Origin of the sequence: Pseudomonas sp. MH9.2, from assembly GCF_034353875.1 — a bacterium.
Taxonomy (GTDB): Bacteria; Pseudomonadota; Gammaproteobacteria; order Pseudomonadales; family Pseudomonadaceae; genus Aquipseudomonas.
The window spans coordinates 5,166,376-5,181,670 of sequence record NZ_CP133784.1; the positions used below are offsets into that span (position 1 = coordinate 5,166,376).

Annotated in this window: 15 protein-coding genes; 7 read left to right on the forward strand and 8 right to left on the reverse strand. The window is 56.7% G+C overall.

Features of this window, described 5'->3' with window-relative positions; genetic code table 11:
- Positions 1-148 precede the first annotated feature (148 nt).
- Positions 149-850, forward strand: coding sequence for a VacJ family lipoprotein (locus RHM55_RS23790; RefSeq protein ID WP_322178600.1), 702 nt, complete (start codon positions 149-151; stop codon positions 848-850).
- A 72-nt stretch (positions 851-922) separates the two neighbouring features.
- Here RHM55_RS23790 and RHM55_RS23795 read toward each other — a convergent pair whose 3' ends face one another.
- Entirely contained in the window at positions 923-1,222 is a 300-nt protein-coding gene (locus tag RHM55_RS23795; protein ID WP_322178601.1) for a PilZ domain-containing protein, read from the reverse strand.
- 268 nt (positions 1,223-1,490) lie between these two features.
- On the opposite strand from RHM55_RS23795, the gene rssB reads away from it, so the two are divergent.
- Positions 1,491-2,672, forward strand: coding sequence for a two-component system response regulator RssB (gene rssB, locus RHM55_RS23800; protein ID WP_322178602.1), 1,182 nt, complete (start codon positions 1,491-1,493; stop codon positions 2,670-2,672).
- Positions 2,672-3,154 carry an anti-sigma factor antagonist RssC gene (rssC, locus tag RHM55_RS23805; RefSeq protein ID WP_219063157.1) on the forward strand — a complete coding sequence of 161 codons (483 nt, stop codon included), beginning with the start codon at positions 2,672-2,674 and terminating at the stop codon, positions 3,152-3,154. The genes rssB and rssC overlap by 1 nt, the downstream gene beginning before the upstream one ends.
- 64 nt (positions 3,155-3,218) lie before the next feature.
- Here the strand turns inward: rssC and tal are convergent, their stop codons facing one another.
- The 3 genes from tal to RHM55_RS23820 form a co-directional block, all read right to left on the reverse strand.
- On the reverse strand, positions 3,219-4,145 hold the full coding sequence (gene tal / locus RHM55_RS23810) for a transaldolase (RefSeq protein ID WP_322178603.1): 927 nt from the start codon (positions 4,143-4,145) through the stop codon (positions 3,219-3,221).
- A 152-nt stretch (positions 4,146-4,297) separates the two neighbouring features.
- Positions 4,298-5,299 carry a tRNA dihydrouridine(20/20a) synthase DusA gene (gene dusA / locus RHM55_RS23815; RefSeq protein WP_322178604.1) on the reverse strand — a complete coding sequence of 334 codons (1,002 nt, stop codon included), beginning with the start codon at positions 5,297-5,299 and terminating at the stop codon, positions 4,298-4,300.
- A 465-nt stretch (positions 5,300-5,764) separates the two neighbouring features.
- Entirely contained in the window at positions 5,765-6,526 is a 762-nt protein-coding gene (locus RHM55_RS23820; protein ID WP_322178605.1) for a hypothetical protein, read from the reverse strand.
- Positions 6,527-6,802: 276 nt separating this feature from the next.
- Between RHM55_RS23820 and RHM55_RS23825 the strand changes: the two genes are divergently transcribed.
- The 4 genes from RHM55_RS23825 (at position 6,803) to RHM55_RS23840 (ending at position 10,569) form a co-directional block, all read left to right on the forward strand.
- Entirely contained in the window at positions 6,803-7,810 is a 1,008-nt protein-coding gene (locus RHM55_RS23825) for an NAD(P)-dependent alcohol dehydrogenase (RefSeq protein ID WP_322178606.1), read from the forward strand.
- A 141-nt stretch (positions 7,811-7,951) separates the two neighbouring features.
- Positions 7,952-9,076 (forward strand): alkene reductase, encoded by a 1,125-nt coding sequence (locus RHM55_RS23830; RefSeq protein ID WP_322178607.1) that lies wholly within the window; start codon positions 7,952-7,954, stop codon positions 9,074-9,076.
- An 83-nt stretch (positions 9,077-9,159) separates the two neighbouring features.
- Positions 9,160-9,465: an ArsR/SmtB family transcription factor gene (locus RHM55_RS23835; protein ID WP_219063147.1), complete on the forward strand. Its 306-nt coding sequence runs from the start codon at positions 9,160-9,162 to the stop codon at positions 9,463-9,465.
- A gap of 156 nt (positions 9,466-9,621) precedes the next feature.
- Positions 9,622-10,569, forward strand: coding sequence for a diguanylate cyclase domain-containing protein (locus tag RHM55_RS23840; RefSeq protein ID WP_322178608.1), 948 nt, complete (start codon positions 9,622-9,624; stop codon positions 10,567-10,569).
- 129 nt (positions 10,570-10,698) lie between these two features.
- Here RHM55_RS23840 and RHM55_RS23845 read toward each other — a convergent pair whose 3' ends face one another.
- Genes RHM55_RS23845 through RHM55_RS23860 form a run of 4 tightly spaced genes read right to left on the reverse strand, consistent with a single transcriptional unit; the run spans position 10,699 to position 15,291 of the window.
- Positions 10,699-11,838, reverse strand: a complete 1,140-nt coding sequence (locus tag RHM55_RS23845) for an FAD-dependent oxidoreductase (protein ID WP_322178609.1) — start codon at positions 11,836-11,838, stop codon at positions 10,699-10,701.
- A gap of 1 nt (position 11,839) precedes the next feature.
- Complete coding sequence (locus RHM55_RS23850; protein ID WP_322178610.1) at positions 11,840-13,354, reverse strand: M81 family metallopeptidase; 1,515 nt, start codon at positions 13,352-13,354, stop codon at positions 11,840-11,842.
- Positions 13,355-14,335: an oligopeptide/dipeptide ABC transporter ATP-binding protein gene (locus tag RHM55_RS23855; RefSeq protein WP_322178611.1), complete on the reverse strand. Its 981-nt coding sequence runs from the start codon at positions 14,333-14,335 to the stop codon at positions 13,355-13,357.
- A complete protein-coding gene (locus tag RHM55_RS23860; RefSeq protein WP_322178612.1) occupies positions 14,332-15,291 on the reverse strand; it encodes an ABC transporter ATP-binding protein in 960 nt (319 codons plus the stop codon). Before RHM55_RS23860 ends, RHM55_RS23855 begins: the two co-directional genes overlap by 4 nt.
- Positions 15,292-15,295 lie beyond the last annotated feature (4 nt).

Sequence of the window (15,295 nt, forward strand, 5' to 3'; positions counted from 1 at the left end):
TTAGTCACGAGGGTGGGCCGTTGATTTTGTGCTTTGTCAGCCTCTGGATCCACTAAGCTGCCTAAATAGTCGTGGAAGGCTTTATACTGCGCGTCTTGAGTTGCAGGGCGTAGCGCCCGTCCCATTACTGTCTCTAGGAGTGTCTGCTATGCCCGTGACTGGTGCAGGCTTTATCGATCGTCTGGCTCAATTGTGTATTTGTGCCGGTGTTGCGCTGGTTCCCATGGTTGCTCAGGCCGCTGATGAAGACCCTTGGGAAGGCGTCAACCGAGTCATTTTCCGCTTCAATGACACGCTCGATACCTATGCGCTGAAGCCATTGGCGCAGGGTTATCAGTACATCACGCCGCAGTTCCTTGAAGACGGCATCCACAACATGTTCAATAACATCGGTGACGTTCGCAACTTCGCCAATGATGTATTGCAGGCCAAGCCGTACGCTGCGGGCGTCGACACAACGCGTCTGCTCTTGAATACCACGCTTGGTGTGGCCGGCTTCTTCGACGTCGGTACCAAAATGGGTTTGCAGCGTAACGATGAAGACTTTGGTCAGACCTTGGGTTATTGGGGTTTGCCGAGCGGCCCATATGTGGTGCTGCCGTTGCTCGGTCCTAGCAACGTGCGCGATGGCCTCGCCCTGTACCCTGATACTTACGATGCACCGTACCATTACATGAATGACATACCGGCCCGTAACACCACGTGGGGTGTGGATATTATTGACACCCGTGCGAGCCTGCTGTCAGCTGAGAAGTTGATCCGCGGCGACAAATACACGTTCATCCGTAACGCCTACTTGCAAAACCGTGAGTTCAAGGTGAAAGACGGCAAGGTCAAAGACGATTTCTAGTCTTCCGGCCAGTAAAAAAGGCGACCTTCTGGTCGCCTTTTTTGTTTGATTTTCCCTTCGAAAAAAATCGATTCAATTCATTGAGAGAATAGTCAGGCCTAGCTTCTGACCCCCTTCTTCTTGATCGGTTAGCCACACGACTTCGGTATCTGCTTCCAGCCCCTTGAGCGCCGTATGGTCGGAATCGATCCGCACACTCAGCTTGTCTCCGACCTTGAACACGCGAGGCGTCTCCACTTGCATGCCCGAGCTTGACAGGTCCACGCAGACTGCTGGAATGATCTGGCCGGCGTACAACAGGGTCACGTCGGCATCCACACGCATGCGGATGTAATCTCTCTTTTCCGCGTAGTTCCGATCATTTTGGCTCATGACATGTCCTTCGATTTCGTTGCTGATTTACCTGTTCTTATAACTCCGGGTGATTTGCGATGTAAAGACATCCAGTGACCATCGGCGTGAGCTTGAAACGCCCGGCGTATGGGAGTACCGTCTGCGCCTTGAAGGGCACCTTTGAACAGCGCTGCGCACGACCAAAAGTCTGTCGTTACTGTTCAGAGAGGCTAGAAGCGAATCCAGTACGCGAGTCCGGTAAAAACCGAGCCGCCTACGCCAACCTACTCTGGCGCCGTTTGCCCACATGCAGAAAACCAGTGCCACGCTGCTGATAATCGATGACGACGAAGTAGTGCGAGCTAGCATCGCCGCCTATTTGGAAGACAGTGGTTTCAGCGTCCTGCAAGCGAGCAATGGCTTGCAGGGTCTTCAGGTCTTTGAGCAAAAAAAGCCCGACCTTGTGATCTGCGACCTGCGTATGCCTCAGGTGGGCGGCCTCGAGCTGATCCGTCAGGTAACTACCCTCTCGCCTGAAACGCCAGTGATAGTCGTATCCGGGGCAGGAGTCATGAGCGACGCCGTCGAGGCCTTGCGCCTGGGTGCTGCCGATTACTTGGTCAAGCCTCTAGAAGATCTAGCGGTGCTTGAGCACTCAGTGCGTCGAGCCCTGGATCGTGCGCGGCTGCTTCTGGAAAACCAGCGCTATCGTCAGAAGCTCGAAACGGCCAACCGCGAACTCGAAGCCAGCCTGCATTTGCTCCAGGAAGACCAGAACGCCGGTCGACAGGTGCAGATGAACATGTTGCCGGTCAATCCATGGGCGGTCGATCAGTTCCAGTTCGCTCACGAGATCATCCCGTCGCTATACCTGTCGGGCGACTTCGTGGATTACTTTCGGGTCGACGAGCGCCGCGTGGCGTTTTACCTCGCCGACGTGTCCGGGCATGGTGCTTCTTCAGCCTTTGTCACGGTGCTGCTGAAGTTCATGACCACGCGCCTGTTGTTCGAATTCAAACGTAGCGGTACATTGCCGGAGTTCAAACCTTCGGAGGTGCTGGGTCATATCAACCGTGGACTGATCAACTGCAACCTGGGCAAGCATGTGACCATGGTGGGTGGTGTGATCGACGAAGAAACCGGGAAATTGACCTACAGCATCGGTGGCCATTTACCGCTACCGATCTTGTACACGCCCACGGATGTCCATTATCTGGAAGGCCGTGGCCTGCCGGTCGGGCTGTTCAATGAGGCGACCTATCAGGATCACGTACTGGACTTGCCTGAGACCTTCAGCCTGACTTTACTCTCCGATGGGATTTTGGACCTTTTGCCCGGTGATACACTCAAAGAGAAAGAGGCCATTTTACCTCAGCTGGTAAAAAAGGCCGGCGGCAGCCTGGATGGTCTGCGTCAAGTTTTTGGATTGGCCACGCTAGGAGAGATGCCGGATGATATCGCCTTGTTGGTGTTGAGCAGGAACCTTTAATGAGTACCGGTAGAATCCAGTTCGCTGAGCAAGCAGGCACTTTTGTCCTCAAGTTTGTTGGCGAAGTGCGCCTTACGCTCTGTTCGGCTTTGGATGCAACTATTGAACGTATCTTCACTGCGCGGAATTTTTCGGCAATCGTCATCGATTTGACCGAAACCCGTAGCATTGACAGCACGACGCTCGGCTTGCTGGCCAAGTTGTCCATCTTGTCGCGCCAAAAAGTGGGGTTATTGCCGACGGTCGTCACCACCCACGAAGACATCACTCGACTGTTGCAGTCGATGGGCTTTGATCAAGTGTTCAACATAGTAGATCGGCCGATCCCATGTCCTGAGTGCCTGACCGACTTACCGTCGCAGGATCAGTCCGAAGAAGTAGTGAAGGCCAAAGTGCTGGAAGCGCACAAGATACTGATGGGCTTGAACGACTCTAATCGCGAAGCGTTTCACGACTTGGTCAATGCGCTAGAGCGGCACTGATAGCGGCACTGTTGCGCGGGAATTAAAAAGGGCGGACCTGTGAAGGTGCCGCCCTTTGATGTATTCAGGCCTTGGCGGCGAGTAATGCTTCGAGTTTTTCCTGATCCCGTGCGAACTGACGAATGCCTTCTGCCAGTTTTTCGGTGGCCATCGCATCTTCGTTCGAGGCCCAGCGGAACTGGTTCTCGCTCAAGCTCTGACGTTTCTCACCGGCATTGCCCGGTGCCAGTTTTCGCTCCAGCTTACCGTTGTCATTCGACAGCTGCTCCAGCAAGTCCGGGCTGATGGTCAGACGATCACACCCGGCCAGTAGCTCGATCTGGCTGAGGTTGCGGAAGCTCGCGCCCATGACCACGGTCTTGTAGTCATTGGACTTGTAGTAGTTGTAGATCCGGGTGACCGATTGCACGCCTGGGTCTTCAGCGCCAAAAAAATCACGACCAGCCGATTTTTTGTACCAGTCGTAAATCCGCCCTACGAACGGCGAAATCAAGAACACGCCAGCCTCGGCGCAGGCAATTGCTTGAGCAAACGAGAACAGCAGCGTGAGGTTGGTCTGAATGCCATCGCGTTCGAGCTTCTCGGCGGCACGAATGCCTTCCCAGGTCGACGCCAGTTTGATCAGTATCCGGTCGCGGCCAATGCCGGCATCATCGTAAAGGCCAACCAGACGCTCGGCGCGATTGATCATGGCATCAGTGTCGAATGACAACCGGGAGTCCACTTCAGTGGAAACGCGGCCAGGTACCACGTTGAGAATTTTTTGCCCGATCGCGACGGCAAACCGGTCGCAAGCGAGTCCAATATCGTTTTTGCTACCGCTAAACGCATCGGCGAGCAGTTCGGCGTTGTTCGAACTGGACGCGGCCTTGAGCAGCAGGGAAGGGTTGGTCGTCGCATCCACCGGCTTGAGGCGGGCGATGGCATCAAAATCGCCAGTATCAGCGACCACAGTAGTCATTTGCTTGAGTTGATCCAGCTTGGAAGTCATGAGCGTGCTCTGTCCTGTGCGGTTAGAAGACATTACCCGAGCGCTGCCAGCCACTCAAGGGCGCATCCTTATCGGCACTCCAAGAGGCGGATAAGCGATCCAGAATCCTTTGAACCCGATCCGTACCGGTTGTTCCCCAAGCGACGCGGTAACTACCGACCTTCGAGTAGCTGCGCCGCCTGATCCAGCAACGCCAGCGGGTCTTTCGCCTTATGGATATCGACCGACAGCAATTGCCGAAACCGCCGAGCTCCCGGAAAACCCGTACCCAGCCCCAGCACATGCCGAGTGATGTGATGCATCGAACCGCCGTTGGCAATATGAGCCGCTATATAAGGCCGTAACGTCGCCAGCGACTCCGCCCGGGAAATCACCGGCGCGGTACTGCCAAATAGCTGCTGATCGACCTCGGCCAACACATAAGGGTTGTGATAAGCCTCACGCCCCAACATCACGCCATCGAACACCTGCAAATGTTCACGGCATTGCTCGAGCGTCTTGATCCCTCCGTTGAGAATGATTTCCAGGTCAGGAAAATCCGCCTTCAACTGCGCAGCTATGTCATAGCGCAGCGGCGGAATATCGCGGTTCTCCTTAGGCGACAACCCCTCAAGAATCGCAATCCGCGCATGCACGGTAAAACTCGTGCACCCCGCCTCACTCACCTGTCCGACAAAGTCACACAACTGCGCGTAACTGTCCCGACCATTGATCCCTATCCGATGCTTCACCGTCACCGGTATCGACACTGCATCCAGCATCGCCTTGACACAATCCGCCACCAACCCCGGATGCGCCATCAACACCGCGCCAATCAAATTGTTCTGCACCCGATCACTCGGACAGCCCACATTCAGATTGACCTCGTCATAGCCTACGGCTTCAGCCATACGCGCGCAGGCCGCCAAGTCGGCAGGAACGCTCCCGCCCAGTTGAAGAGCCAGTGGGTGCTCTGCTTCATCGTGCTGCAGGAAACGAGCGTGATCCCCATTGAGAAGCGCGCCGGTCGTGACCATTTCCGTGTAGAGCAGCGCGTTTTTCGACAACAGCCGCAGGAAAAAGCGGCAATGGTGATCGGTCCAATCCATCATCGGCGCAACGCTGAAGCGGCGGGAGAAGGATTGGGGTGGTGCCGTGGCGAGATTTAGGGGCATTGGGTATCTAGGTGGGTGAGGCGGGAGATGAAAGTTTATCAGGAATGGCGTCGGAAGGTGGGTAGGCAGATCCGTGCAGCCGGGTAGCTATCTATACAAACGGGCCCACTGCATTTAAACAATCAATCCAACCCGAAAATTTCGTAGGCATCAAGGTTTAGGGCTGGCCAACGGAATACCGGCAGCGCTCAGTCTCTTGAGTATTTCAAAGAGGAGGTCACTCTTGGTCGCGCTAACAATTCTAGGGCTACTGACATAACCGGTGATGGTTAGCGTGATGCCATCAGGTGTCAGTTTGCTGAATCTTACCCTGGCGCTACACATAACTCGGTTATTTCCTTGCTCAGTCAAACGTACTGTTTATAGCGCTGTCGGTCATGGGCCATTGATTCAGATCAGCTTAAAAGCGAATTTGAAAAACTATAGGCGCCTCTATCTCACACCCGTGCTCGCCCTGGAATTTGGCTACTGACCGAGTCTGCCTAGTGTGTCGCGTATGGGCTCAAGTGATACACCGATCAAACCATCGAGCGGCCTGTTCAGTTCCTCGACCAGAAGAATCGCCGCGGAGGTTGATAGTGCGCACATCATTAGCACGGCCAAAATGGTGCCGTTACGGGGCGCGAACAAGCCAAAGGTGCCGAAGATAATGCACAGCCACGACACCAGAGTCGCAAGCATCGTAAGCGGGATCGAGCCATTTGCCTGAAGGAGTGCCAGCCAGCGGGTAGCAAACACTTCATCCATAACCAGCAAGGCACGTGCCTTGAGCGCGCTCTGAGCATCATTGCCAGGGGAAAGGGCTTCCACCTTGCGCTGCAGCTCTTCAGACCGGTTTATTGCCTCGGGGCTGTCGAGCTTTGCGATCTGTGTCGCATCGCGTGATGCAAGCACTTGCATGACGCCTGCGTAGTTATGCTTGAGCAGGCTGCGGATTTCTTGGGTGTCCGGCCCATATCGGGACAACACTCGGTCGAATTGAACGACCTTGGCCGCCGTTCCCACGAGCTCGGCGCTGGTCGTATCGAAAGTGCCTTTGGCTGACGAGACAAGAAGACCAAGCACCAGGGCGGCCATTGTCGCGATCAGGCCTGTGGCGAGTTTCACTACGCTGATGGATTCATCGCTCAGGTGTTGAGAGGGCAGCCGTCCGCGTAGATACGAACCCAGCAGCGCGCTACCGAACAGACAGATGAAAACGACTGCCGCGATCACCAGATGATTCAAGTTCAACCTCCGTTGTCGTTGTCTTCAGGCTGTTTGGTAGATTCATGATAGTAGACGGCCTGGCTGTTAAGGCGTCGGATAGCGTTTGAATATTCAGCCACCGACAGCCCCGACAGCCACAGCTCAGCGATACCGCCAGCGCTAGAACGGGGTGCTATTCTCGGTTTTTCGGGGTGAAGGTCGAATTTCTTCTGCTGCTCGGGTGTCTGTCTTGTCAGTGTTGGATTTTCGCGGCGCGCGAGCCTTATCGAAGCCTCTTTTTTGGAGAATCGCTCAATGAAAGCTATCAAGATCACGCTGCCTGCGTCACTGAAAAACCTTCAACTGGTCGAGCTGCCCGATCCTGGAAAACCCGCTGCCGGGCAGATTCGTGTGCGCATTCATGCGTGCTCATTGAATTTTCACGATTACGCGGTAGTGACCGGCATGATGCCAACCGCCGATGGGCGTATCCCTATGGCCGATGGCGCGGGCGTGGTGGAAGCAGTGGGTGAGGGTGTCAGTGAGTTCAAGGTCGGCGACCATGTCGTCTCGTGTTTTTTTCCGCACTGGGAAACCGGCGGTGCCGTGATCGCTGACTTCAGCACGACACCCGGCGATGGCGTGGATGGTTATGCCCGCGAGGTAGTGGTCAAGCCAAGTCACTGGTTCACGCTGGCGCCTGCGGGTTACAGCCATGTGCAAGCCGCCACATTGACCACGGCAGGGCTTACCGCCTGGCGGGCACTTGTCGTCGATGGCGGGCTCAAAGCGGGTGACAGTGTGTTGGTGCTGGGGACCGGAGGCGTGTCGATTTTCGCCTTGCAAATAGCTAAGGCGATGGGCGCGACAGTGATTGCCACCTCGTCATCGGACGCCAAGCTGGCCAAGGTTCGAGAGCTGGGTGCAGACCACACGATCAACTACCGCCAACAGCCCGAGTGGGGCAACGAAGTGCTCAAACTGACCGGCGGCCGAGGAGTTGACCACGTCATCGAAGTCGGCGGTCCGGGCACGCTGCCTCAATCAATAATCGCGTGCCGTATCGGTGGGCATATCGCCCTGATCGGCGTCCTTACAGGATGGGAAGGTCCGGTGCCGACGGCGGCATTGATGGCCAAACAACAACGTCTGCAGGGGTTGATCGTGGGTAGCCGGCAGAACCAGCGGGACATGGTGCGCGGGCTTGAAGCGACGGGCATCAAACCGGTGATCGACAGTACCTTCGTGCTGACTGATATCGGTAGGGCCTTTGCCCATGAAGCGTCGGGTGCTCACCTGGGGAAAATCTGTCTCGCGTTCTAAGTACCGCTGATCTGACGCGAAAATTCGGGAGAGCCACCCTGGCAGGTGGTCTTTTCGGATATACATATTGAGATATATCAATATGCAGATTATAGTTGCCGCTGTCATTAATCAGTACCCGTGATCCACAAGGATTCTACGTTGAAACACTCGACTCTATTCAGCAGCACCGAACTCGGCCCCTATACCCTGAAAAACCGGGTGGTCCTGCCACCATTGACCCGCTCTCGTAGCTCGCAGCCAGGCAATGTACCGAATGACCTCATGGCGACCTACTATTCCCAGCGCAGTGGTGCGGGCTTCATGGTCACTGAAGGTACCCAGATTGAACCAAGAGGGCAGGGTTACGCCTGGACACCGGGTATCCACACTGCAGAGCAAATCGAGGGCTGGCGCAAGGTGACAACCAAAGTGCACGCCGATGGCGGAGTCATCTTCGCCCAACTCTGGCATGTCGGCAGGGTCTCGCATGTTTCGCTACAACCTGATGGTGGCGCGCCGGTAGCGCCCTCGGCAATTGCCGCACAAGGGGTCAGCGTATTCATCGAAACAGGACCGGGCACGGGTGAGTTAAGCGCGCCGTCCCAGCCACGAGCGCTGACACGCGAAGAGATCGCAGAGCTGGTTTCGTTCTATGCGCAAGCTGCACAGAACGCGATGGATGCGGGCTTTGATGGCGTTGAGATCCACAGCGCCAATGGCTATCTGATCAACCAGTTCATCTCTCGGCACAGCAACCAGCGTGAGGATGAATACGGCGGCAGCCTGGACAACCGCTTGCGCTTTCTCAGGGAAGTGACCCAGGCTGTAGCTGATCGCGTGGGCAAAGATCGTGTGGGGGTGCGTTTCTCGCCCCTGTTTCAAAGCACCGACGAAGCGCGCGTCTACCTCGGGCTGGTTGAAGACGACCCTCATGCAACCTACGTCGCAGCGATCAAGGTACTGGAGGACATCGGTATCGCCTACTTGTCGCTGGCCGAGGCTGACTGGGACGACGCACCGCAGCTGCCGGAGAGTTTTCGTCACGCTGCTCGCGCTGCGTTCAGTGGGCGCATCATCTACGCAGGCAAATACACGGCAGTGCGCGGTGAGAAAGCCATTGGCGAGGGCTGGAGTGATCTGATCGCATTCGGACGCCCCTTCATCGCCAACCCGGATTTGCCGCAACGCATCGCCAACGGCTGGCCACTGAATCTGGCTGATCCCGCCAGTCTTTATGGCGGCACTGCGATGGGGTATACCGACTATCCTTGCCACGGCGTTTAGGCATCGGATGCGCCACGAGGGGCGGCGCGCTGTATTTTCGGCGTAGATATCGTAATATCTCGAAAAGCAGATGCGAATGACCTATGAGTATTGATATCAGCGAAGCCCTGAAGGCCTTGGACAATCCCACTCGGTTGTCCATTCTTGCGTGGCTCAAAGAGCCCCGTAAAAATTTCCCCGAGCAAGAGGTCAATGCCGATGAGGTTGGCGTTTGCGTGAGCATTATTCAGGCGCGGGCCAACTTGTCGCAATCAACGGTTTCGCTTTACCTCGCCGCGTTGCAAAGGGCTCAACTGGTAACGTCGCAGCGCATTGGCCCGTGGACTTATTACAAGCGCCACGAGCAGAACATCGAACAATTCCAGCAAGCACTTAAAGCGCTTATTTGAGTGTGCTCTTGGGCCGTTGATATTACCTGTAATTGGCCCTGGAGCGTTCAGCGAACACTGTGGAGCTCCGCGCATCGCTTCAATGGATTCGACCTTGATTCGCCGCGATGGTGGCAACATGCTATTGCGCACTTCCTTCATTGAGGCCTGGTCGATATGAACACCGCCAAACTCCCTCCTGAAACCGATAGTGCTGTTTATAAAACCCTGCTTGAGTCGACCAAGGCAATCCCTTGGCGGATTGACTGGAAAACAATGACGTTCAGCTACATAGGACCGCAGATCGAAGGGCTGCTCGGGTGGACGCCGGACAGCTGGATCGGGGTTGATGACTGGGTTGCGCGCATGCACCCGGATGATCGTGACTATGTGGTTAACTTCTGCGTATCGCAGTCCAGGGCCGGCGTTGATCATGAGGCGGATTATCGAGCATTGACCAAGGATGGCGGCTACGTCTGGATACGCGATGTGGTGCACGTTGTGCGCAAGGGTAGTGAAGTTGAAGCCTTGGTCGGCTTCATGTTTGACATTAGCGAACGCAAGAGGACCGAAGATCATCTGATTCGTCTGCAAAAACAACTTGAAGAATTTTCCTTCCAGGATGGGCTGACCGGGATAGCCAACCGACGCATGTTCGACAGGGTGCTCGAACGCGAGTGGAGCAGTGCACAACGGGATCAACGCCCGCTGTCTTTGATTATTTTGGATATCGATTACTTCAAGCAGTACAACGATCACTACGGGCATGTGAAGGGCGATGAAGCCTTGCGGCGAGTAGCCCAGACCTTGTCGCAGGCAGCGAACCGTCCAGGGGATTTCATTGCGCGTATCGGGGGCGAAGAGTTCGTTTGGTTACTGCCTGAAACCACTGCTGAAAAGGCCAGGGATGTGGCGGAGAAATGCCTGCAACTGATCCGCCAACAGCAGATCAGCCATCCAACGTCCGAAGTTTCAGCACTCTTGACCCTGAGCCTCGGAGTTGGCACCACGACCCCCAAGCATGATGACACTGCGCTGCAATTTGTCGAGAAAGTCGACGGGCTGCTCTATCAAGTCAAGCGTAGCGGCAGGATGGGAGCCGAGTACGCTGACTTCAGTGATTGATGCCGCCTTTTGGAGATGGCCGTCCTGTTCCTCGCGGATGTCCATCTTGACCAAGGCCGTTTGAATCCATCGGGTCGTTGAAGAAGCACCAATGCCGCGACACATCCTGTTGTCGGAGTCGGACAATTTCTATTGTTTGAGGGTTGACAGGCGAGCGGGTGAAAAGAAGTCTGGTCGTATCCCGGCCTTACATAGGTCGGCTGGCGGCGCACCCTCCAGAAACAAGCCGGCAGCCCATGCGGAAAGGGCTGGAGACGTTAGAATTCCACTACCGCCTTGGCCTGCCAGCCAGAAGAAATCCGCGTCCTGCGGACTAAAACCGACGACCTGCCGTTTGTCTGGGGCAAAGCTGCGCAGCCCCGCCCATTTGTGAGTGATTCGGTTGACGGGTAGCGTCGTCGACTCTGACAGAAAGTGTGCGGCGTAGGCGACGTCCAGTTCATCGGGCTGTGCGTCGCAAGCCTCGCTCGGCGTTGCATCTGCGGGTGAGACCATGATCCGCCCAGATTCAGGTTTGAAGTAAAACGCCTCTTCGACTTCGTTCACACCTGGCATGGCGGAAATGTCCATGCCTTCAGGCCCATCGACAGTGATTGCCGTGCGGCGGTAGGGCACGATGCCCAGCCGTTCAAGGCCTGCCAGCGCGGCGAAATCATCCGCCCAGGCGCCCGCCGCATTGACGATTTTTCGGCAGAGTATCTCGCCACCCGGCGTTTGCAGACGATAGACACCGTGCTCACGATGGACCGAGGTGACCGGGCTTGCGACCTGCACCTGCGCCCCGGCTTGTCGTGCCAGGCGAAGGTAGCCTTGCAGCAGGCTGTCTACCTCCATATCCCAACTCAACGGATCGTAGAAGGCAGCAGCAACATAGTCCGCCTTCAAAAACGGCACCATCGCCAAAGCGTCGTCTGGATGCAACATGCGTGACTCGGGTGAAGTAGACAGGGCGTGACGAAATGCTGACTCGATCAAAGGCGCCCGCGCGCTCGCCGCAATGATGAGGTTGCCGCGCGGGATTAGAAGATCGATATCTGTGAAGCCGGTTGGGGGGTTGACCAGGAAGTCGTAGGAGTTTTCGGCGAGGGTGCCGACCCATGGACTTTGGAACTGACTGGAAAACTCCGCAGCCGAGCGGCCAGTGGAGTGATAGCCGACATGATTTTCGCGTTCGAGCAGGATCAGCGAGCGCTGACCCGCAACCCGATAGGCGAAAGAAGCACCGGCAATTCCGCCACCGATGACGGCAACGTCAAAAATCTGAGACATATTAAACTCCGGAGCGCGGTGGTGTAGTGCGGATCATTTCGCGGTCTAGCGGGTAGATCGGACGCGGTATTTTGCTGAAGGGCAGGCGTCCATAATCCAATGTGCAGAGTGCACCGCTGTCGCAGACCAGCACGCTGCTGGCAATCGGCTCAAAAGCGGCTCGGAAATGCTGCATCGACTTCAGCGCGACGACACGCTTTGCTGCCGGGTCGATGCCAAAGGCGCGAAATTGCTGGAGATCCAGCATTTGCAATGCAGCACTGGTGACCAGGATTTCGATGCCGTCGACCACCAGCACCGCGCTCGGTCCGAAGCTCTGTTCCAGGCCGCCGATCATCGGTCCATCGCCGATGAAATCACCATTGCTAACCAGCAGGATACGTCCGGTCACGGTCAGCGGTTCGCCGCCGAAACGGGCATCGCTCTTTCCTCCGACTGTTACCGTGACCGTGGTTCCTACACCCTTTTCGCACAGAGTCGCGGCGACCTCTGGATCGACCATCGGGCCGAAGCAGGCGTCCTCTACCCCGGCAGCCAGCAGGGCACGCAGCAGCTCAGTGGAGTCGCCATAAGCACCCGCTCCCGGATTGTCGGCATAGTCAGCGACAATCAATGGACCGTTTTGACGGGGGTAAGCGTGGGCGATCTTCGCCACTTCGTCCACGGTGTAATAGGTATTGATCACTTCGTCGCGGCGGTTCCAGATGTCGTCTGCCAGGTTTTGGGCAAAGGCGCGATGCAGGCGCTCATTGCCTTCATAGGTGACGAGCACGGTAGGCCCGACTTCGGCAATATCGGCTTCTGGAAATGCGCCGTTTATGCTGACTGCGAACGCCCCAGGCTGTTCTGCTTCCCAGGCTCGGGCCTTGGCGATGCGCTCGACCATCGGTCCCGTGTCAGTACGCCCGCCATTGGCCTCTTCGAGCATTGGCAGATGAATACGCAGAGTACGCGGCTTGATTTCGCCCGTCATGGTTCGCTGCAGCAGGTTTCCAGCGTGGCAGGCGGTCTCCTTAAGGTCGATATGCGGATAAGTCTTGTAGGAAACAAGAATTTGCGCCAATGCGCACATGCGTTCGGTCACATTGGCGTGCAGGTCCAGTGTAAGAGCAATAGGTAGATCAGGGCCGACCACTGCGCGCAATCGCGCCAGAAGCTCACCGTCGCCATCGTCGGTATGTTCGGCAACCATGGCGCCATGCAGGCACAACAGAATACCGTCGAATTTTTGCGCCCTGGAGGCGTCGACAATCAACCTCGTCAGGTATTCATAAGCCTCGACTGTTACCGGGCCTGAGGGCTCGCTCCAGGCGCTGACGACATGGTGCATGTCCCAATTGAATTCGGCAGCGCAACTAAGCGCACCCGCCAGTCCGGTATTGGATTCGCCACGTTTCTTCACAGCTTCCTCGCCCAGCATCAAGGTCTCGCGCCGAAACTCTGGCAGACCGGTCTTACGGGTGCTGAAGGTGTTCGATTCGTGCATGAATTCGGCGGTGAGGACTTTGAATGACATTTAGAGCTCCGGGGCAAGGAAAGTCGATTCATGAACGTGGCACGCCACGGCATGGTCGCCAGTCTGGGTTCGAAGGATGGGCAGGCTTTCTCGGCAACGCGGTTGTACTTTTGGACAGCGCCCAGCAAAGGCGCAACCGAGTGGTACATCGTAGCCACTCGGGATTTCGCCGGTGATCCGCACGATCTCGTGTCGCTGGTGCGGGTCGGGAACCAGAACGCTGGCCATCAGCGCCTTGGTATAGGGGTGGATCGGTGTGGCGCCCCGAGGGAGGACCTCGACCACGCGGCCGAGGTACATCACCAGGGTGCGATCGCAGAAATACTGCACCAGCGCCAGGTCATGGGAAATGAACATGTAGGTGAGATCGAGTCGATCGCGCAGATCCTGCAGTAGACGGATCACTTGCGCCTGGATCGACACGTCAAGGGAGGCTGTCGACTCATCGAGCACGATCAGCGATGGATCGAGCGCCAGCGCCCGGGCGATGCCTACCCGTTGCTTCTGTCCACCGGACATCTGATGTTGATAGCTGCCAGCCAGGTGCAGCGGCAGGGCGACCATCGTCAAGAGCGCATCGACTTTGGCGCTGGCCTGTGCAGACGACAGGTGGATGCCCTGCACCTGAAACGGTTCAAGCAACGTATCGCGCACTTTCTGGCGTGGGTCGATCGAGGAATAAGGGTCCTGGAAAACCATCTGGAATTGACGCCGCAGTGGCCGTAAGGCCCGTACCGTAAGGCTGGCGATATCCGTGCCGTCAAACAGCACTTCGCCGCAGGTGGGCGTCAAAAGTCGCATGATGAGGCGGGCAAGGGTCGACTTTCCACAACCGGACTCGCCGACGACGCCCAGGATTTCCCCGCGTTGCACGTCGAACGAGACATCGCTGACGGCGCGAAAGTGACGTCGGGGCTTGAGAATGCCTCCGCCGCTGGTAAAGGTTCGTCCGAGACCGCGTACTGAGAGGATCGGCTTCATGGCAACTGTCCTGCGGTGTGCAGGAAGCAAGAGACGCTGCGTCCGGCCTCATTCATGGGTGTGGGCATTGATTGGCGACATACATCCATAACCCTGTTACAGCGGGTATTAAAGCGGCAACCATTAGGCATGTTGCCGGCCGAAGGCACCACGCCAGGGATTCCCGTCAGGGTTCCAGGCAGCATGCCTGGCCGAGGAATACAGCCGATCAACGCGCCGGTGTAAGGGTGTCGCGGGTGATCGAAAATGGTCGTCACCGAGCCGTATTCGATCACTTGCCCGCAGTACATCACGGCGACCCGGTCGCAGGTTTGCGCCACGACTCCCATGTCGTGGGTGATCAACACCAGCCCAAGGCCGCGTTCGCGAACGAGCTGGACCAGAAGCTGGATGATCTGGGCCTGGACGGTCACATCCAGCGCGGTGGTCGGCTCATCGGCGATCAGCAGCTCTGGATCACCGGCCAAGGCCATGGCGATTACGATTCTCTGGCGCATTCCGCCAGACAGTTGGTGTGGAAACAAATCGTAGGCAAGCGCCGGGTCCGGGATGCGCATGCGCTCCATCAACTCGACCGATCGGGCTTTGGCTTCTTTACGGTCGAGGTGCAGATGCAGTTGCGCCACTTGGTCGATTTGCCTGCCGACGCGAACCACGGGGTCTAGTGAAGTCATGGGGTTTTGCGTGATGAGGGCGATCCGCCCGCCACGCAATGCGCGATAGCTACGTTCGTCCAGGGTAGTGAGTTCCGTGCCATCAAACCGGATACTGCCGGCCTTGACCCGTCCCCCCATCAGTGGCAATAGCCCCATGATGCTCATCGCAGTCATCGATTTGCCAGAGCCGGATTCACCGACGAGCCCAAGAATCTCACCTTTGTCGAGGTCCAGGTCTACTCCAGACAGCGGTTCGAACGGACCGAAACCAATTTTCAGATTTTCAATGGTCAATAGCATGGGC